The sequence below is a fragment of the Verrucomicrobium sp. BvORR034 genome, from assembly GCF_000739635.1.
GTDB lineage: Bacteria > Verrucomicrobiota > Verrucomicrobiia > Verrucomicrobiales > Verrucomicrobiaceae > Verrucomicrobium.
In genome coordinates, this window is the sequence record NZ_BATQ01000121.1 from 1 (window position 1) to 19,874 (window position 19,874).

The 19,874-nt window shown below is 60.7% G+C and carries 17 protein-coding genes; 11 read left to right on the top strand and 6 right to left on the bottom strand.

Going from position 1 to position 19,874, the window contains the following annotated elements; genetic code table 11:
• From BV034_RS20070 to BV034_RS20090, 5 genes are all read left to right on the top strand, one after another.
• On the top strand, window positions 1-2,497 hold a 2,497-nt coding region (locus tag BV034_RS20070), incomplete at its 5' end, for an autotransporter-associated beta strand repeat-containing protein (protein ID WP_265593228.1).
• Between the two features lie 368 nt (window positions 2,498-2,865).
• Window positions 2,866-3,045, top strand: coding sequence for a hypothetical protein (locus tag BV034_RS36260; protein WP_265593229.1), 180 nt, complete (start codon window positions 2,866-2,868; stop codon window positions 3,043-3,045).
• 389 nt (window positions 3,046-3,434) lie between these two features.
• Entirely contained in the window at window positions 3,435-4,178 is a 744-nt protein-coding gene (locus BV034_RS20080) for a response regulator transcription factor (protein WP_063768846.1), read from the top strand.
• Window positions 4,179-4,745: 567 nt separating this feature from the next.
• Entirely contained in the window at window positions 4,746-5,222 is a 477-nt protein-coding gene (locus tag BV034_RS20085) for a DUF2892 domain-containing protein (RefSeq protein ID WP_050028772.1), read from the top strand.
• A gap of 375 nt (window positions 5,223-5,597) precedes the next feature.
• Complete coding sequence (locus tag BV034_RS20090; RefSeq protein ID WP_050028773.1) at window positions 5,598-6,101, top strand: ferritin-like domain-containing protein; 504 nt, start codon at window positions 5,598-5,600, stop codon at window positions 6,099-6,101.
• 233 nt (window positions 6,102-6,334) lie between these two features.
• Here BV034_RS20090 and BV034_RS20095 read toward each other — a convergent pair whose 3' ends face one another.
• Window positions 6,335-7,717 (bottom strand): OprD family outer membrane porin, encoded by a 1,383-nt coding sequence (locus BV034_RS20095; RefSeq protein ID WP_081887970.1) that lies wholly within the window; start codon window positions 7,715-7,717, stop codon window positions 6,335-6,337.
• 315 nt (window positions 7,718-8,032) lie between these two features.
• On the opposite strand from BV034_RS20095, the gene BV034_RS36265 reads away from it, so the two are divergent.
• From BV034_RS36265 to BV034_RS20115, 4 genes are all read left to right on the top strand, one after another.
• Window positions 8,033-8,305 (top strand): hypothetical protein, encoded by a 273-nt coding sequence (locus BV034_RS36265; protein ID WP_050028775.1) that lies wholly within the window; start codon window positions 8,033-8,035, stop codon window positions 8,303-8,305.
• Between the two features lie 82 nt (window positions 8,306-8,387).
• Window positions 8,388-8,981: a sigma-70 family RNA polymerase sigma factor gene (locus tag BV034_RS36270; protein ID WP_050028776.1), complete on the top strand. Its 594-nt coding sequence runs from the start codon at window positions 8,388-8,390 to the stop codon at window positions 8,979-8,981.
• Window positions 8,982-9,498: 517 nt separating this feature from the next.
• Window positions 9,499-10,215, top strand: coding sequence for a response regulator transcription factor (locus tag BV034_RS20110; protein ID WP_265593230.1), 717 nt, complete (start codon window positions 9,499-9,501; stop codon window positions 10,213-10,215).
• 223 nt (window positions 10,216-10,438) lie between these two features.
• Window positions 10,439-11,305 (top strand): response regulator transcription factor, encoded by an 867-nt coding sequence (locus BV034_RS20115; protein ID WP_050028778.1) that lies wholly within the window; start codon window positions 10,439-10,441, stop codon window positions 11,303-11,305.
• Between the two features lie 26 nt (window positions 11,306-11,331).
• On the opposite strand, the gene BV034_RS20120 is transcribed toward BV034_RS20115, so the two are convergent.
• The gene (locus tag BV034_RS20120) at window positions 11,332-11,727 is read right to left on the bottom strand and encodes a YciI family protein (protein WP_050028779.1); all 396 of its coding nucleotides are present in this window, start codon (window positions 11,725-11,727) and stop codon (window positions 11,332-11,334) included.
• A 176-nt stretch (window positions 11,728-11,903) separates the two neighbouring features.
• Here BV034_RS20120 and BV034_RS20125 point away from each other — a divergent pair, with 176 nt between their 5' ends.
• Entirely contained in the window at window positions 11,904-14,006 is a 2,103-nt protein-coding gene (locus tag BV034_RS20125; protein WP_050028780.1) for a TonB-dependent receptor, read from the top strand.
• A gap of 59 nt (window positions 14,007-14,065) precedes the next feature.
• Window positions 14,066-14,599, top strand: a complete 534-nt coding sequence (locus BV034_RS20130) for a cupin domain-containing protein (RefSeq protein ID WP_050028781.1) — start codon at window positions 14,066-14,068, stop codon at window positions 14,597-14,599.
• A 297-nt stretch (window positions 14,600-14,896) separates the two neighbouring features.
• On the opposite strand, the gene BV034_RS20135 is transcribed toward BV034_RS20130, so the two are convergent.
• From BV034_RS20135 to BV034_RS20150, 4 genes are all read right to left on the bottom strand, one after another.
• The gene (locus tag BV034_RS20135; RefSeq protein WP_265593231.1) at window positions 14,897-16,648 is read right to left on the bottom strand and encodes an alpha/beta fold hydrolase; all 1,752 of its coding nucleotides are present in this window, start codon (window positions 16,646-16,648) and stop codon (window positions 14,897-14,899) included.
• Window positions 16,649-16,712: 64 nt separating this feature from the next.
• Window positions 16,713-17,825: a hypothetical protein gene (locus BV034_RS20140; protein WP_050028782.1), complete on the bottom strand. Its 1,113-nt coding sequence runs from the start codon at window positions 17,823-17,825 to the stop codon at window positions 16,713-16,715.
• 133 nt (window positions 17,826-17,958) lie between these two features.
• Window positions 17,959-19,074 (bottom strand): ABC transporter permease, encoded by a 1,116-nt coding sequence (locus BV034_RS20145; protein ID WP_050028783.1) that lies wholly within the window; start codon window positions 19,072-19,074, stop codon window positions 17,959-17,961.
• Window positions 19,071-19,853 carry an ABC transporter ATP-binding protein gene (locus tag BV034_RS20150; protein ID WP_265593232.1) on the bottom strand — a complete coding sequence of 261 codons (783 nt, stop codon included), beginning with the start codon at window positions 19,851-19,853 and terminating at the stop codon, window positions 19,071-19,073. The genes BV034_RS20145 and BV034_RS20150 overlap by 4 nt, the downstream gene beginning before the upstream one ends.
• Window positions 19,854-19,874: the final 21 nt, after the last annotated feature.

A 19,874-nucleotide genomic window follows, 5' to 3' on the forward strand; every position in this document is an offset into this window, starting at 1 on the left:
GGCCAATGCCCTGCTGACCGTGGATGTCGCCACCCTGGCAGACGCCGTCGTGGACACCACCCCAACCGGCAAGAACCTGCAGCTCACTGGCACGGGCAATGTCACCGCCCAGACGAGTGAGACGCTCAACACTCTTCGGATTGCTGGAAACAACAACATCACGCTGGCCGCAGGCGCCACCCTGGAAGTCCAGAGCATCCTCAAGGCCGGCGGCAACGCCTCCGAGATCACGGGCGGCACAGGTCTCGGGCTGGAAAGCGGTGATGACCGGGACTTCATCATCCGCACCGACCTGGCTACGGACACGCTCACGATTTCCAGCGTGCTGCTGGGCAGCATCGAGAACGGACTCACCAAGTCAGGTCTCGGCACCCTCATCCTGGCCGCCTCCAACCAGTACGCAGGCATCACGAACCTGCTGGACGGCACCCTCAAGCTTGCCCACGTCAACGGACTGGGGCTCAACTCCTTCAACGACCGCACTCGGGTCCACTCGACCGCTCTTCTCGACATCGGTGAACTCACCATCGCAGAGATCATCGAGCTCTACAACGGCGGCGCGGTTGGCACCTCCACCGGCACCCTCGGCACGCTCACGGGCGAAATCATCCTGAACGGCAGCGGCAGTCTTCAACCCGCCGCCTCGACCATCCTGCACGTGAGCAGCATCATCAGCGGCAGCGGCAGCCTCGCCCACACCGGTGCTGGCCAGACCATCCTCACTTCAGCCAACACTTTCACTGGCGATGTGAACGTGAACAACGGCACACTGGTGGTCACCGGCAATCAGAACCTCGGCTTGGGGAACAAGACCATCAACGTGGCCAATGCGGCCCGCCCCGCCCTGGCGCTGGACGGATCAGCAGGGAATCTCACCCTGGGCGTGAACTACTCCTGGAACCTCAGCAGTGATGGCAGCACCGCCACCCTCGGCGCCCTCATCAACGTGGCTGGTACCAACACCATCAATGGTGCCATTCATCTCACCAACGGCGGGGGCGGCCAGGCCAAGATCTACGCCCAGGCAGGCAAACTCATCATCAACGGCACCATCGACTCCAACACCGCCACCTCAGGTCGCACTCTGCTGCTGGATGGCCCTGCCGAAGGCGAACTCAACGGTGTCATCAGCGATACCAGCCAGGTGGTGAGCATCACCAAGAGCGGCACCGGCATCTGGACGGTCAATGGAAACAACACCTACACCGGCGCGGTGTCCGTGACGGACGGCACCCTGAAGGTGAGCAATATTTCAGACATCGGAACCGCACAGGCGCTCGGATCCGGCGCCGCAGCCATCACCCTGGGCTCTGCCACCACGACCGGCACACTGGACTACACCGGTCTCGTCGCCGCCACGCTGGCGCGCAACATCACCGTCTCCGGTGTCGGCGGCGGAGTGGTGCGGAACTCCAGCGGACAACTGCTCACCTTGAGCGGAGTCCTCACGCACAACGCGCGCCCGCTCACCTTCTCCCAGGGGGCATTCCTCATCACGGGCAACATCACCGGCAACAATGCCAACTCGCACACCATCATTTCCAATGCCCAGGTGACCTTCACCAACGCCACCAACAACTACAACGGCAACACCGTCGTCCAGGGAGGCGGCACTTTGAAGAACGGAGCCTCTGAGGTGCTCCCCAATGGAACCACGGTGGTGCTGGGCGACGCCACCGGCAACAGCAACGGCACCTATGATCTCAACGGGTACAATGAAACCGTTACAGGGCTCACCCATGCAGGCACCGGGCAGGCAGTCGTGACCAACAGTGGTGCGACCGGAACGGGCACGCTGACGGTCACCGGCACCAGCAACTACAACGGGGCCATCGTGGACGGGGCCACGGCCCAAGTGGCGCTCATCAAGAGCACCGCGGGCGTCTTCACACTTTCCGGGGCAAACACCTACACCGGCACCACCCAGGTGACTGGGGGCACCTTGGCCATCGCCGTTACCGGCTCCCTCACCAGCCAGGTCAGTGTCTCCGCAGGTGCCACACTGGATCTGCTGGGAACGATCAACGGCCATGGCGTTGATTCCTCAGGCAATCTCGTCATCGGCAGTGGCGGCACCACCGGCGTGGCCACCATTCACGGGGCCCTTACCACCACCGCCACCAGCGGTCTCTACTTTGACATCAAAGGTGCCGACCGCGGCGCGACGACTGCAGGGTATGATGCCATCAACGGGCTAACCGGGCTCACACTCAGCGGTACCATCAACATTGCGCTCGATGCCGGGTTCACTCCTACGGAGAGCAGCACGTTCAATCTCATCGACTGGACCCTGATCAACGCCTCCTTCATCAACAACGGATACACGTTCAACTTCACCGGAGTTGACGTTTCCACCCTCGGACTGGAGTGGCGCACTGATCTCTTCAGCACCACGGGATCCATCTACCTGGCCAGTGCCGTCCCAGAGCCCGGCCGCATCGTGATGCTGGCGCTCGGTCTGGCAGCCCTGTTACTTAGAAGAAGACGCCGGGCGTAGCAGGCTAGAACCCCAAAGTCACTCAAGATATCCGCAAAGGGGCAGGGGCCGGCGCTCCCTCCCCTTTTTTTGTGTCAGATCACAACTCCGTGTTCACCAGGACCACACGGACGATTCGCAAACGAATCTTCAATCAGATGAATAAACACTCATCTGATTCCATCAAAGATTCAGTGCCGGGCAGCAGGTGTTGCTCCGCGAACCGTGTTCCAAACCGAACCCCCTACCCCAGACGGACATGAAACTCCCCTCCCCTCGCCCCCTTCTTGCCATTTTCGCAGCGGCCACCTTGGCGCTGGCCGCCAGCTTGACGCCCTCCACGGCGGCAGCACGTGAAACTCACAGTCAGCGCCACAGTGAGTCCTCTCATGAAGTTCAGACCGTCGGCCATCGCCATGGTCATGGGCACAGCCATCATCATCATCGCCGCCCGCGTCTGGAGCACCGCTTCTGCGGCAGCCATCGCCATCACCACACGCACATCTGGTACGGCAGACATCACCGGGTGTACAAATGCTGGGGACATCGCTAAGAACCTGTTTGGATAAAAACGCTGAGTGTGTTGCGAGGCATTTTGAGTCTGGACAAGGCGCGAAGAGGGCGTAAATCGAAATTCACAACCGATGAGCAACGCAGTCCAGGCTCAAAAGGCCCGCAACCCGGAGGGGGCAGTTCTCAGGCTCGGCGAAGCCGCTTTTATCTCATTCCCTTAGTTGAACCTGCCACACCCGGATGTTTTATCCAAACAGGTTCTAAGCTCCCCGCACCTCAAGGCTGGAACGCGCCGTGCCAGACTTGAGGCGTAATCTTGACCAGTTGCAAAGTTCTCAAATTCATATTCCCGCACGAAAGCGGCCTATTTTCATTGCTTCCGGCAACTGATCACTCCGGCATTGTAGTACGCCCGATAGGCATCCCTGCTCCGATTATGGGCGTCATGCCTCCTTCTGTTTTGCCCGCTCCCTCTTCTCAGAAGTCTGCTTTGACCACCCGAGTCCTGGTGGTGGATGATCATCCCGGCTTCCGCCTGGGCGTGGTCGAGATGTTACACGATATCGAAGGATTCGAGGTGTGCGGGGAGGCCGGAGATTCTGCCTCCGCCATGGATTCTTTTCGACACTTGGAGCCCGATCTCGTCGTCATGGATATCAGCCTGCCTGGCCGGGATGGTATAGAAGTAACCAAGATGATGCTGGCAGAACGACCGCACACCACCGTGCTGGTTCTCACCATGCATGATGAACTATTCTATGGTCTGCGCGCCCTCAAGGCAGGGGCCTACGGATACTTGCGCAAGGACGACACCCTCACCCAGTTGGCCGACGCCATTCGTCTTACCGCGAGCCGGACCCACTATGTGAGCCCCAAGCTTCTCGCTCATCTGGTCAAGAAGCTCGCTCACACCCCCACCGTGGAGGTGGAAGGCAAACCGGCCATCCAAGGGCTCTCGGACCGGGAGATGGAGGTGTTTCACTGGTTGGCCAAAGGCCTGGGGACAAGGCAGATCGCGACCCAGCTTGGACTCAGCATCAAGACCATCGAGACCCACCGGGCCCATATCAAGAGCAAGCTCCGCATGCCCACTGCAGAGTCAATTGTCAAACTGGCCCGCGAGTGGCACGAACTGGACGAACAGTCCTGTGCCCTTGAGCGAAACGGGAACGGCCAGGAAGCGGGCTGAGCGCCCAGCCCCTCGAACAAGTTACTCTTGTGAAGGAGGAGTTACTGGTGGCGGCACCTGTGGGGGCACTGGCGCACTTGGCACAGGAGGCGCGCTCGGTGCAGGGGTCGGCGTAGGCGGGGTGCTTGGAGCAGGCGCTGGAGGCGCACCGGGCACGGGTGCAGGAGCGCCCTCCGGAGTGGCACTGCCGCCCTGCGGAGGTATCGGTGTGGCCGGACGTGTCGGATCGGATCCGGTATCGCGTGGTGTGTAATAGTCCCGCGTGGGCGGTCCTTCCTGCCTCGGAGCATGCTCCTTGTTGCGGTCACATGCCGCCAAAGCGAGCATAAGGAAACAACCAGAACAGACCAGGAGAAAGGGGCGGAGGGCGTTCATGAGAAGACTGGGAGCTTTTCATAAGATCGCTCTCGTGCCGCCGCACGCAGGTAGGGCGAATCCCTGATTCGGCCATCAGGCAGCAGGCCTGCGCTGTTCCCGAAGCATTGGGACCGCCGCAACAACGGGCTGGCGTCGATTCAGCCCAAAACAAAACACAAACACCATACAGGCTCATAATCTGCCCTGCCTATGAACACGACTGCTACTACCCCATTGCATCGCACATTGCCCGCCACCGACGAGCGAGTTCCCGCCAACACGGCCGACAACGTCAACCTGGACATTCGCCGCAAGATGGAGCAGCGACTGGCTCAACTGGCCGCGAGCGACAAGGATGCAATCACACGACGACTCCTGGAACTGGAGCACGAATGGGATATTGAACGGGTATTGGAAGCCAATGCCGCCACTGTTGTACTGGCCTCCGCCACTCTGGCCGTCATAGAAGACCGCCGCTGGGGTTGGCTTACGGTGGCAGTGGGGGCCTTCCTGCTGCAACACGCGGTCCAAGGATGGTGCCCACCCCTTCCAGTGTTGCGTCGACTGGGCGTCCGCACTGCGAGAGAGATCAACGAAGAGCGCCTCGCCCTGCGCATCCTGCGCGGAGATTTTGCCGTGCCTGTGTCCACATCCGCCGAGGCGTTGGTACTGGCTCATGAGCATTGAACGGGCAAGAGAATTTGACGTATCCTCTCATTCCAGGCAGGTCCTGGCTGCGTTAGAACCTGTTTGGATAAAAACGCTGGGTGTGTTGCGAGGCATTTTGAGTCTGGACAAGGCGCGAAGAGGGCGTGAATCGAGATTCACAACCGATGAGCAACGCCGTCCAGGCTCAAAAGGACCGCAACCCCGGAGGGGGCAGTTCTCAGGCTCGGCGAAGCCGCTTTTATCTCATTCCCTCAATTGAACCTGCCACACCCAGATGTTTTTATCCAAACAGGTTCTTAGGGAAAACAGAGTTTGATCGATCATGCCCCGAACTCGCCATCAGGGTCGCATCCTCCACCTCCGCCCTCCGGCATCCCCGCGATGCCACGGTGTATGAAACTCGAAACACTCCACGACGCCTATGTGCATGAATTGAAGGACCTGCTCAGCGCGGAACGCCAGCTGACCAAGGCCCTGCCAAAGATGGCCAAAGCCAGTTCCAATGAAGAACTGGCTGCGGGATTCCAAGAACACCTGAGCCAGACGGAGGAACACGTAAACCGCCTGGAGAAAATCCTCTCTGATATGGGCGAGAGCTCCACCCGGGTGGAGAAGTGCAAGGCCATGGAAGGGCTCATCGCGGAAGGCTCGGACCTCATCAGCAAGGGTGGCACACCCGAGGTGGTGGATGCCTTGCTCATCGGTGCGGCCCAGAGGGTGGAGCACTACGAGATCGCCGCCTACGGCACCGCGCGAACGTTCGCTGAAATCCTGGGTGAGTCAGCCGCGGCGACCGTGCTGCAAACGACCTTGGATGAGGAAGGTGCCACGGACAAGAAGCTCACAAAACTGGCCATGAACACCGTCAATGTCGAAGCTCAGGCAGCGGCCCCTTGAAGGCACTTCGCGCAGCTTTCCAAACAGCTGACTTTTTCTGCCACCATAACTAACTGACTGCCCAATGTGTGGGGAATTTTGCTGCATCCAAATGCTGCCCAACACATAGCACTGACCCCCAATCCAGCCTCTGGCCGCTCCACTCCCGCTCTCCCTTAGTCAGGAACGGGAAACGAGATGGCCAGAGGTTGCGATCTTTGGAGCCAACTCTACGGATGCGCCCTGCTGACCTTTTAGAAAGTGATCAGGTAGTTGCAGATCAAACGCAGATCCGTCAGATCATCGGACGCTGCCGCCCGCTCATCTACCAATGCATAGCGCAGGCGCAATGACAGACCTTTGAACACCCCTTCCGGAGCGCTCCACTGGAGGTTGAAGTTGTATTCATCCCGGGCATGCTTGCCTGTCGCATCCGGTGCAGAGCCGTGCACCCAGAGGGCATACGTGCTGAGACCCTTGATTTCCTTGAACTCATACGCGGCACGCAGCATCCAGGCCGCTTCCCCCGCACGGTTGAAGTCCTCCACCTGCACGCTGGTGTAGCCCGGATAGCCGGCCCAGGGGCTCATCATGCCGATGTCACCGCTGATGTTGGTGTACGCAGCGGTAAAGAGTGCCCGCCCCACAGGCAGTTCGGCTTTGATGCCGTATTGCTGGCCACTGTCGCCCGGGTTCAGCAGCAGATCATTCCCCACGCTGCGTTGATCGATAAACTGCACTGCCAGGCGGGGTGTGAGCCCCCCGCCCATGGCGAATTCCATCTTGGCCTCCGCGAAGCCGATGTTCACGATATCCGGGCAATAGTAGTCCAGTGCACCAAGGGAGAAGCCTCCTTGCTTGTAGAGCCCCCCGGCGGCAATCACGCCTCGTTCGACTTCAGCCCCGGCATCCACAGACATGGAGACAAACTCGTCCGAGTTCCGCTCTTTGATGGAGTCCACATAACCCAGTCCATAGCGCAGAGAGGCCCCTTTGGAGCCCACCTTGGTGCCGCCCATGAGGGAGATGGCCTCGAAAGTGTTGGGCGTCATGCGTGAGTCGTTGCGGTTGATGAAGGGGGTGTCGTACTCCTTGCGCCCGACAGTCAGGTTCAGCCCCTCGATGATCTTCACGTCAGCATACAGCTCGCCCAGGACCTCATACCCATGCTGCCCCCGCCCCAGCAGCAGCGCCGCATCCTTGTCGGGGTCACCATGCAGCTTTTGGGAGGTATAACCCGTGGCCCCAAAGGAGAAATGGTCGAGAAAGTAGTCCGTCTTCACGCCGGCCCAGCCCCCTGTGGCCAGACTCTCCGTCTCGGAGCCATCGTAGTTCTGGCGGCCCAGATACATGGTGCGAAAGTCCAAGTTGAACTTCGTCCCCGACGGGGCCCCCACCGCAGCCTGAGCGGCCGGTGCCCTGCGGGGACGACCGCTGAATGCCTCCTCCAGCGGCGTCTGCCCCTGCTCCACGGAGGAAGGCGGTGCGGAGACCGCCTCCGGCTGGGCATAAGCACCTGTCCCAACCGACAGCCCCACCAGCATCAAGGCGTATCCCAACCTCCTGACGGGTGAAATGACCGCGCAAGTGTTGTGTCGGGTCGGTACACGATGGCTTACGGAGGAGTATTTGCTCATTTTGGATCAGTGAAGCGGTCACGGAAGTAGTCGGCGGTGCCTCCGACGCAAGCAATTCTTGTGCAACGTCTTGGGGTCAATACTGCCTCGACACGCTATCCCAGTCGGGTTCACACCTCTCAATGCCCCCTTCCCCCAAGACTTCTCCCGAGGCGGGCGCACGAGCTATCCTAAAGTCTAAGAAAGAACCCCTAGAAAATGATCAGGCATGCACTTAACATTCAAAGGTTGGCAGCCCTTGCGTTATGGTGCTGCCAGACTCCTGCCGCAGTCGCCCCTCACCGCGGAACTCACGTCCCAGCCATCTCTGCGTCCATGCAATCTATCCATCCGCTCTTCGGCACCGCCGCCCAGGCTCCCGTCACTTCTCTTCCCCAACCCATCCCCGCCGACACCTGCGTACGCAAGGTGGCGCTCGATGCCGAGCTCGCTGTGTGGGTGGACTCGGAGGCCGCTCGTATGGGCATGTCCTTTGCCTCCTTCGTCTCCCCCCTTCTGGAGTGGGCCCGTACCGAAGACATCGCCAGCGACGGAGATCTGGGGCTGTTCATGGCACCGGAACGGGGCGCCTGGCAGGGTCAGCCGTGAAGTTGACCGCCCTCGGATCCCCAGCCATTCGAGACTCTCAACTCTTCTAGCGATGGAAGACGCTTCCCCGGGCCCTCCGCATATGGACGCTCCCGCCGTCCCGCCCTCCCTTGTCACACTCTCCGACCAGGAGCTCATCCGCTTGATCAGCCTGCAACGCTGTCCCCTCTGCCTGAAGGAACTGCACCGTCGGTACCGCAGCCAGCTGCAAGCCGTTGCGCGAAAAGTGCTCCCGTCCAATGCAGACTGCGATGATGTGGTGCAGGAGAGCCTGCTCCAGATCTGGCTACAGGCGCAAAATTACAATCCAGAGAAGGGCCACCCCTACAGCTGGATCGTGACCATTGTAAAACGCCGGGCCATGGATGCCTCCCGAGTGCTCGCCCGTGCCCAAAATCTGGCTCACCACTACGAGTCCTGCTGCGAGCGGGACGACGTCAGCACCTCGATGGTGGAAGGGCAAGTCCGGCATAACGAACTGCACCACCTGCTCGAGTGCGGTCTGGACGGGCTGCCGGAAGATCAGCGCCACGCCATCAAGCTCGCCTATTATCGGGGCATGAGCCAGCGCCAGATCGCCAGCCACCTGAGCCTGCCACTGGGCACGGTGAAGACCCGCCTTGTCCTGGCTCTCAAAAAACTCTCCCGCACCCTGTCCGCCCTGCTGGCACCGTAGCGCATGACGAGAGGAGGCAAAGTCACATTCTCGGAGTTTCATGAACCCAGTTGGTTCAAGGTCGCACACCACCATCTCACGAGCCAGGACCGCCCTTCGCCACGCAAAGACGGCCCGCACAGCGCACTCGCGCCATACGGGCCGTCAACTACATCCACAACAAGTCATCACTCTCGATGCATGACCCGACCACTATGGCAGTTCCCCATGGCAGGTCGAGCATTAGGGTTACAGCTCCTCCCTGAGCCATCCATCAGGGCGATTGATGAACGGTCAATCCGGCTCCGAACCGTCCTCTTCCACTTCATCCCGCCTGTTCTGTACGCAGCAGCGTGATTTCTCTCCGTATGTTCCTTTCCTTCGGCCCCGCGCCTTTCCACCTCTCACTCCTTCCCTCTGAGCCCGCCTTTCCGGGCGATCTTCCACGCCCAACTTCAGCCTGTTTGATGCAAAGTCCACGCACCTGTGGCTGGAGCAGCGATTTCCATGTGGTGGTATGAAGGCAGGAGAAACAATCTTGGAAACTCCCCAATCCGTCATCAACGCGCCGACGAAGTCCCGCATCCTGGTGGTGGATGATCATCCAGCCTTCCGGTACGGGCTCATGGAACTGATCAGCGGCATGTCCATTGCCGAGGTTTGCGGGGAGGCAGATGACGCATGCTCGGCTCTGGCCGCCTTTCGGAACCTGAAGCCGGATCTCGTACTGCTGGATATCAGTCTGCCCGGCCGGGATGGCATTGAACTGACAAAGATGATGAAAGCGGAGTCTCCCCGCATCCCCATCCTCATTGTCTCCATGCACGATGAGGCCTTTTATGGCCTGCGCGCCCTCCGCGCCGGGGCCTGCGGCTATCTGCGCAAGGACGACTCCCTGGATCACCTGGAAGACGCCATTGAGCACGCCCTGAAGCAGGACTACTACCTGAGCCCGCGTCTCAAGCGGCACCTCATCCAGCAGTTTCTACAGAACAACGGCCCGACCACGGAGAACTATACCCTGCAGGGACTCTCCGACCGGGAGATGGAGGTGTTTCACTGGCTGGGCAAGGGCTTGGGCACCCGGCAGATCGCCGACCGCTTAGGCCTGAGTGTGAAGACCATCGAAACTCACCGAGCCCACATCAAGACCAAGCTCTCCCTCGAGACGGCGGAGGACATGGTGAAGCTGGCCCGGGAGTGGAAGGAATTGGGAGAGCAGCCCGCCAGCAGGATCGCGGTGGGGAGCAACTAAACGTGCCACACAGTCAAGCGCCGCGCTCCATTCTCTCGTAGTCCATGGCGGAAACTCCGTGACCGGCCCGATCCCGGCATCAGGGTGAAGAAATGTCTTGGAAGACCCTCAGGTCCAGTGAAAGGCGCCAATGCCATCGCCATGCTCACAACCCGTTTGACCCTCCTGATTAGCAGAGCTCGACCCCGAGCATGGGAAGGCATTTTATCATATCCATGCTCCAATGCTGATCCGACGTCCGATTCAGGTAAAAAGGAACGGCACGCCCCGCCTCACCATCCAGGCCATGGACTCCAACCGTGCTGAAGTGACCGCACCGCCGACCACCAGACCACCCTCCACCACGTCCCCAATCGCGAGTGCTGGGAAGAATGCAGCGAGTGTGGCAGCTCCCCCCACCGACGAAATTCGGCGAGTCCTGCTCGTAGATGCCCATCCCGCCTTCAGGCTCGGCATTCGGGCCATACTCCGCCAGTTGGGCAACTTCACGATATGTGGCGAGGCGGGCACAGCGGCGGAGGCCCTTCAGGCACTCCGGTCGGAGCGGCCACACTTGGTGGTGATGGATTTATGCCTCCCGGACGGAGATGGCACTGGAATCCTGACCGAGATGCTGAGACAGGATCCCAGCATCGCCATCTTGATCGTTTCGCACCATGAGGAGCCCCTCTATGCCGCTCTCGCTCTCTCCGCCGGCGCACTCGGATATGCCCGGAAGGATGATCCGCTCAAGAGCCTGTGCTCCGCTCTGAACAAGACGGCCCGGCGCGAACTTCACGTAAGCCGGAGTTTCAGACAGCACGTTGTCATCAAAGCGCTGCTGGATGCGGGAGGAGGCACGCGTGATTTCCTGGCTCCCCTCTCCAGCCGCGAGCTGGATGTCTTCCGTTGCCTGGGCCAGGGCATGGACACGCACGAGATCGCAAAGCAGCTCGATCTGGGCGTGAAGACTGTGGACACCCACCGGGCAAACATCAAAAAGAAGCTCCACCTGGCCGATGCCGCCTCCACCAGCCGCCTCGCCACAGAATGGCACGCCATGACAAGATGCGGGGACGACAGAAGACAGGAGACGACGTTGCCTCCGTGAACTCAATGGGGAACACCCGCTTTCGTTTAGCCCTCCGCAGGCGTTTCATTCGTCTCCACATAGGCGCTGGCGCGCTCCAGTTCCAGCGGTCGCAGCTCAAAGAAGAGTCCACACTGGATGCAGGGATTTCCCGCCATGTACTCCGCAGCTTCTTCGAGGTTCTCCGCGATGATGAACCAATAGCCCCCGATCACCTCCTTCGATTCGCCAAAGGGGCCGTCCACAATCACTCCCTTGGCCCCCACAGTCTTGCCACCCACCGCCAGGCGCTGCCCGGGCTTCATTTTGCCCTCTTCGATCATGCCTTCAATCCACATGTAGAAGGAATCAATGGCCGTCTGAATTTGCTCCTTGGAGAGCGATTTGTCCCACTGGCCGCGGGACAGGACGAGGTATTCCGATTTCGCGTTGCGATCACTCATGGCTTGGTCAGTCAGGGGTTGGGTGAGAGGTCCGCAGTGTGGACGTCCGTGAGGGAAATCGCAACTTCAATTGCCCGGCTGCGGGTTCCTGTTACTCGTGACCAGAATGCTGGAGCGACGCGATTCCTTTGCGGGACCCCACCCCTTCGTTCCGTTTAGTCGCTACCCATCCTTCCATGCTGCACCCGTCTTTCGCCGTTCCCTCCTGCATTGCCCTGTTCTGTCTGGCGCTGGCCACGGTCTCCCGCGCCCAGTCCACGGAGGAACTGCCCGCAGTGGAAGTTGTTTCCTCCCGCTATCCGGCAGACTCCCTCGCTCAGAGCGCCTTTGGTGTCACCTCCCTCAACCGGGAGGAATTGCTGAGCCTTCCCCAAGGCACGCTGGATGAGGTGCTGAAGACGGCTGTCCCGGGGTTCAGCCTTTTCCGGCGAACCAGCAGCGAGGTGGCCAATCCCACCACTCAGGGTCCGAGTCTGCGGAATCTAGGGCCAAATGGTGCTGGCCGCACCTTGGTGCTGCTGGACGGCGTGCCGCAGAATGATCCCTTTGGCGGGTGGGTGTACTGGAACCGCCTGCCTCCTGCTTTGCTGGGCACGGTGCAGGTGGAGCAAGGCGGAGGTGCCGGACTCTTTGGCAACAATGCCCTGGGAGGCACGCTCTACCTCACCCGTCACCAGCCGGATCATGTGGCAATCGACCTGCTGGCAGGCGACCGCCAGACCCATGAGGCCACCTTGCTCTCTCGGGTGGAGGCAGGCCGGTTCCGCATCACCACCACCCTGCATGAGCAGGCCACAGACGGCTATCCTGTGGTGCAGGCGGGGCAGCGGGGGCCGGTGGACATCCACGCAGACTCGCGCTCCTTCCTCGCAGAGACGGGCATTGCGACCACCCTGGAGTCGGGCACTGAAGTGACGCTGCGGGGCGCCTGGTTCGAGGAAAGCCGCGGCAATGGCACCCCCTACACCGGAAACCGCTCCGAGGCCCTGGACCTGAGCCTCGGGTTGCGGGGACCAGCCGGTGATTTCCAGTGGGAGAGCCTGCTCTATTATCAGGATCGCGAGTTTGCCAGCACCTTCAGTTCCGTGAATGCCGATCGCACAGCAGAGACTCCCGCACTGGACCAGTACAAGGTGCCTGCACAGTCCCTGGGCTACAGCCTCACTGCCACCTGGGCAGGCGGGATCCCCCTTCCTGTCACACAGGATGGCTCACGCCTGATCATCGGAGTGGACGGGCGCTGGATCGAGGGTGAAACACGTGAACGCTTCCGCTTTGACTCGGGTCGTTTCCTGAACCACCGCGTGGCCGGCGGTGAGCAGTGGCTGCAGGGCCTGTTTGCCGAGCAGACCTGGCAGTTCCCTGACGACTGGGCGGTGACCCTCGGCGGCCGCGCGGACTACTGGCGCCTCTCTTCCGGGCATCGCACAGAAAGCGTGATCGCCACCGGGACCCCTCTGCTGGATGTGGACTACCCAGATCGGGACGGCGTCGTGGCCAACGGCCGTCTGGGCCTGGCCCACATGGTGACTGAGGGGCTCATCCTGAAGGGATCCGCTTACACAGGCTTCCGTGTCCCCACTTTGAATGAGCTCTACCGCCCCTTCCGCGTGCGCAATGACGTCACCGTGGGCAATGCCGGGCTGGAACCTGAGCGACTCACCGGCGTGGAGGCGGGCGTGACATGGGAGCCCGACAAGGCCTGGCACTTGGGAGCAACGGTCTTCTGGAACGAACTGCACGATGCCGTGGCCAACGTCACCCTGTTGGAAGGGCCCGGCATCGCCCCCGACGGCACGGTGGTGCCTGCTGGGGGCGTGTACCGCCAGCGGCAAAATGTGTCCTCCGTGATCTCCACCGGCGTGGAATTGCAAGCCCGCTGGGAGCCGACCTCCTGGCTGGAGCTCAATGCTGGATACTTGTACACCGCCACCGAAGTAAAGGCACGGTCCGCCGCTTTGGATGGCCGTGAGCTCGCCCAAGCCCCACCTCATGTGCTTACCAGCGGCATCGCCTGGCGTCCTGCGGAAGGCTGGCAGGCCCTTATCCAGGCCCGGTATGGCAGTGAGCAGTTCGAGGACGATCTCAATACGCTGATGCTGAACTCGTACCTGGTGTGGGACGCATCCATCAGCTGCCAGCTCAACCCACAGCTGCGCGTGTCCGTGGTGATGGAAAACGTCTTCGATGAAGAGGTGGAAACCGGCCGCTCCGGGGACGAACTGGTGAGCATCGGCGCGCCACGCTGGGTCGGAGTGAAAATTTCGTGGGCCTTTTGAGACCGCCCGACTGCATCTCCAAGTGCGATTCATTCGCGGAATCCGCTCCCCCTCCTCTCATGTCCGAACTTTCCCCATCATCTCCCGAGACATTCACGTTTGAGGACGACGGACGCATCCCCAACAGCCCGCTGCCCCTCCTGCTTTACCGGGATGCCCTGCAGGTGGCGAACGACGCCGAGCAGGATTTGGCCGTAGTGTTCGAAGAGCGTTTCGCAACCCACCAGTGGACCGGTTCGTGGAGAAACGGTGTGTACCCCTACCATCACTATCACAGCAACACGCACGAGGTGCTGGGCGTGTACCGCGGCTCCGCCACCCTCAAACTCGGCGGCTCCACCGGCCATGAGACCCTCGTGCAAGCCGGAGACGTCATCGTCATCCCCGCCGGCGTAGGCCATATGTGCATTGAACACAGCCACAACTTCGGAGTGGTGGGCGCCTATCCGAATGGCATGAAGTGCGACATCCTCACCGGAGAGCCGAGCGAGCGACCTCGAGCTCTGGAAAGGGTGAAGCAAGTACCTGTGCCCGACTTTGATCCCGTGCTGGGGAAGGAAGGTGGTTTAAGGAAATCGTGGCTGACAGAGTAGCGGCGGGCTTCCGTCTGCTCCGTTCGCGTCACCGATACCCCAACCACGTACGTTTTGGGGTGGCCGCCAAGAAACCTGCACAGTACAGATGCTCAGTCGAAGCTCTTCCTCGAAGAGGATGTGGCTACAAGCCCAATGTTGGCGAGCTTCCAGCGAGCCTACGTTGGGAATGGGGTGTTGGAAGTTTCTACTCCGAAGGAGTTGTGGCGGTCTGACTGCCTTTCGCATCCAAGGTTCCTTGGCAGGCACTAACTTCCCAATGAGGTCCGCGCGCGATGAAAACTGGCCCACCCCACCTCAATCCAAGATTCTCGGTGCCCCCGCAGGCAGCTGCAGTTCATTCGTATTGAGATTTTGTGGCTCCGAGACGGAAGGTGCAACCGGCCCGGCTTTGCGACCGATGTGCGACAGCAAGATGCGGCGCACCTCCGCAATCGCCTGCGGGTTCTGATTGGACCAATGTCCGCTGGGCACGATCAGTTCACTCTGCGCCCCGTCGATATGGCTGCTCCAGTAGGGTACCAGGCCATCGGTGCTCACGGGCTTCGTTTTGTCCAAGTTGCCGCCTTTTCCACGGTCGGCAATAATGGAGTGATACGGAATCCCTGGTGTCGGAGGGATGTTGTTGATCGTGGTCAGGAAGCGATTGTCGGGATCCAGAGCATCCAGACTGTTGGGCATCGCCAGGATGGGCTCGCCGGTATTGGCCGGTTTGGCAGCTTTCACCGCCTTCATGGTGTCGTCCATGTCACCGAGAATGGCCGTGCTGTTTCCCATGATCTTCTTGCCCAACCTGCCGAAGAATCCCACCGCCACGTCACTGCCACCCAGGGAGGCAGAGAGAAAGACCACCCGGGAGATGTCCGACCGGTGATTGAAGATCAAGGTGTTCTCCAGGATGCTGCGGCCTTCTGGAGAGACCTTGAGCTCCTGCGGCGGCACATCGAAGTAGGCGTTCCAGAGCTTCATCCCGCTGTCCGTGATGAGCTCGCGCGCGATCATCCCGCCCATGCTGTGCCCGAGGACCACAAACTTCTTGTGCCCCGGGTAACGTGCCGTCATGTCGTCCAGCTCCTTGCGCAGGCCTGCCGCCATGAGAGGGTACGGAAACCCCGTGGGATAGGTGTAGAACCAGAACTGATAGTGCTGCCGGATGACTGGATCGCCACGGAGAGACTCAATCAAGGGTGCCCAGGTGGCTTGGGAATCGCCAAGACCGTGGATGCACAGAATCGGAATCTTGTGGGCCTCATAGGGCTGCAGCCTTGCCAGACGGCTGGTTCCGGCAAACTGGTCGGGACGGAACATCCGCTCCAGCTCCGTGCGACGGGGCTTGAGCTCCGCCAGCGCCAGGCCGATCGCGGCCGTGAAGTCCGCCGCCAGTGGGAAGCTGTGCCCGGCAAATTGCACATTCTCGACTTGAAGCGGGTCATAGGAAACGGCCGTGCAACGCTGACCGTCGAACCGGATCAGCACCGTCAGCCCGTAGTACACGTTCTGCCCCATGATGAAGCGGTCCTTCTTCGTGAAGTCCAGCCCCGGCTTGCTGGAAGCCACCATGGGCGCGCCGATGCCCTGTTTCACCGTGCGTTGCTTCACCAGGCTGCCGTTAAACTCAAACCGGTCGGCCGGCAGGATGCGGAAGAGCGAGGGATCGTGCGTAGGATCACCGTCGGTCTTGATGGAGAAGGTCCACGGCCCGTCTTTGCCGGGGCATTTGATCGGCTGCTTCCACGGCTCCAGTCCTGCCTCGTGGATCACCTCAAAGATGCGGCCAATGGCAAAGTTGTAGTCCCGACGGGCCTGGTTGTTCTTTGGATTGCGGCGCAGCTTGTCTGAGGCCAGGGAAGCCGCGTTGAGCAGCCGACCAATCTGAAGTTCAGGCTCCTTCCGAGGGTCTCCCAGGGCTTTTCTCAGCACCGCGCCGGAGAGGCTCTCCGCCTTGGCCTTCGGCCGCGTGATCCGTACGGAGGAGTATCCGGAGCAACCGGTCACACACACGGTGACGATCCAGAGAACAACGGCACAGAAAGTGGACGGCAGGCGCATGGTTGGCCCGCCTGTAAATGCCGAAACGGGCATCCGTCAAGCGGACCTTGCCTTTCAGCCTCTCCTACGCAGGCAATGTCACAGATTTTTTTCCGTACACCTCCACGTCATAGACGTGACCGGAGCCCATCAGGCGGGTCAGTTCAAAATTGGCCGCCGCCATCAGGGCGGTGAGATTCTCCCGGTCACGATAGTCAAAACGCCGGCCAAACAACTCGAGGAGCTGGGTGGCGGCATTTCGTCGGTAGGTGTTGACCACCAGACTGCCCTGATGAGCCACCATCTCATCCAGACGCTGCACGAGATCGATGGCAGAGGTCGCCTCCGCCTGCACAGACAGGTTCAGATGGTGCTCCGTGGTGGTGTAGGTGTGACCGTGAAAGTACTCCAGAATGCCGATGGCCGTGACCACATCATACGGCTCCAACCCGGCGTCAGCATGCTTCACAAAGAGATCCTCCGGTTTGGCCAGGATGCTGCCGCCGCGCTCCTGAACAGCCTGTCGCCCTTTGGTGGTCTGGATCTTGTCCATCAGCCGATTTGCCTTCTCGATGTTGACCGGATCGCGGTCGGTGATGGAAACCGCGATGCGACCGGAGTCAAAGCCATCACGGATGAGCCGGTCATACACCAAGATCAGGCTCAGCCCGGTGCCAGCGGCCACCGCCTTCAGCCGCACACTCTTGCCCGCATCCAGCAGGGCCCGGGCGGCTTCATAGGTCGCCAGCGTCTCCCAAACCATGCGCAGACGCACGTCCTTCCCCTGAACGGAGTCGAGGAAGATCCGGTCCCAGGTGCCAGCATTCTGCCGGATCTCAGGCGAGATCATCATGTACTGGCTGTTCATCGGGTCGCCACCTTCCACGAGGCATTGGGTCGACTTGTTGGTGGTGCCCATGAGGGCGGCCGCATAGGGGTGACCCGAGCGGTCCAGAATGGCGTTCCGGTACACCGTGGCCTCTCCTTGGCTGCCCCCATCAGGCAGCACAGATCGGGTGGTCCATTTCAACAATCGGTAGGAAATCCGGGCCAGCAACTGCTTGGCACGATTCGCCGGCTCCAGCCCAGTTCCACCAAAAATGGCCTCACTCAAACTCGCCACGATTGCCCGCGACACATCCTCCTGGCCGGTTGCATACAACACGGCGACAGCCTCCATCGGTTTCAAATTCTTCATGCGAGTGACGCTTTAGACAGTCAGAGGACCAAGATGCTCACCTCGCAAAAGCAGATGCTGCACCGGTCCGTGTAAAAAATGAATCGGGCCATCGCCGATGGCGGGCGGGTCCACTCGCGAAAAACCGCGTTGCTCAGCTCTGAATGGCCACGGCGGGAGACAGTCGGGAACTGCGCCATGCGGGATAAAGACCGCTGATCAGACCGACCACCACGGCAATGATCACAGAGATGATCAGAAGGCGTGGACTGAGGTCCGGCTCGAGGAGCCCTTTGATCGCTGGCGTGGTCTCCATGATCATGAGACCGGCCGCGCCGAGAATGACGCCCAGAATCCCACCCAAGAGACCGAGCAGGGCGGACTCACAAAGCACCATGAGCATGACGCGCTGCCTCCGCCAGCCCACCGCCAGCAGGATGCCGATCTCGTGGGTGCGCTCGAACACGGTCATGAGCATGGTGTTCATGACACCCAGAATGCCGACTGTGATCGCGAGGATGGAGGTGCTCCAGCTCATGGCCCGCGCCACGCGGAAGCCCTGGCTCGTGCCGACCACTTCGCTGGCCTTCACTGCACGACCCTCGGGGAAGATCTTTTTGATCTCCGCAGCCGTCTCTGTCACCGCATCCTTGTCCGTGCCTGGCTGGAGCCGGATGTCGATGAAGTTCACCTTCCCCTCATTGAGCGTGACCTTCTGCATGACCGCCAGGGAGAGAATGATGGCTCCATTTTCCACCACTGACCCGCCATCAACAATGCCCACCACGTTCAGTTCGTCGCTGTCCAGCTGAACGGTATCGCCCACCTTTTTCTTCAGCACCTCCGCAGCGAGCCTGCCAAGCACCACCGCCGGTTCATGTTCGTCCTTGATCATCCGTCCTTCCACCACCTTGAGCTGATGCCACGTGAACCCTCCCCACTTGCGGCCGGACACCATGATCATGGGCGCGTCCTCCACGCTGATGAGCTGCATGAGAAGCGAGGTCGTTTCCTTGATCTTTGGAAGCTGGGCAATCTTGTCCTCGACGCTTGCATCAAAAGTCTTGGGCATGATGCCGCCCGTCATATTGCTGACGATCATGTCAATGCCAATGACGTCGAGCTGCTTGCCGATGCTCTTTTCATAGCCCCAGGCCATGCCCACCAGCGCCACCACTGCGGCGATGCCGATGGAGATGCCAGCCAGCGTGAGCCCCGTCCGCACAGGACGACGCATCAATCCACGAGTTACAATGGTGAAAAAGGTCATGGGTGATTGGCAAGGGACGGCGTTGAGGACGAGGTCTCGGAAACGACCCGACCGTCCTTCATGCGAATAGTACGGGTGGCAAGTCCGGCGATGCCCAGATCATGCGTGACGAGCACCAGCGTCACCTTGCGATCACGGTGCAGCTTCAGCAGCAGTTCCAGGATTTGCTCGGCATTGGCACTGTCCAAGTTTCCCGTGGGTTCATCCGCCAACACCACCGAGGGGCCGTTGGCCAGCCCACGGGCAATGGCCACGCGCTGACGCTCCCCACCCGACAACTCGGAGGGGAAGTGCGTGAGCCGGTGCCCCAGACCGACGGATTCCAAAAGCTCCACCGCGCGGTCTTTGCGCTGGGCCTTCGTGAGCCCCCCCTCGAACATGGGGATCTGCACATTTTCCAGCACCGTGAAGGTGGGCAGCAGATGGAAGGCCTGAAAGACAAAGCCGATATCGTGGGAACGATAATGGGCGGGGTCCGGCATATCTGGAATGGAGCGACCGCGGAAGTTCAGCGTGCCTTCAGAGGGCAACGCCAGAGATCCCAGCAGTTGCAGGAGCGTGCTCTTGCCACAACCGCTCGGCCCTGTGATGGCGACGAACTCCCCTTCCCTCACGTCCAGGTCCACGCCCCGCAGTGCGGCCACCTTGCCGCCGTCGAACTCCTTCTTCAATCCCCTTGCCTCATACACGGTAGGTGTGGATGCCGACGGCACGTTTTCAGCCATGCCGGAGGCTACACGGGGAGCATCAGATGGTCCAGACGATTGTTGTTCATTCATGATACCCATCTTGAAGCACCG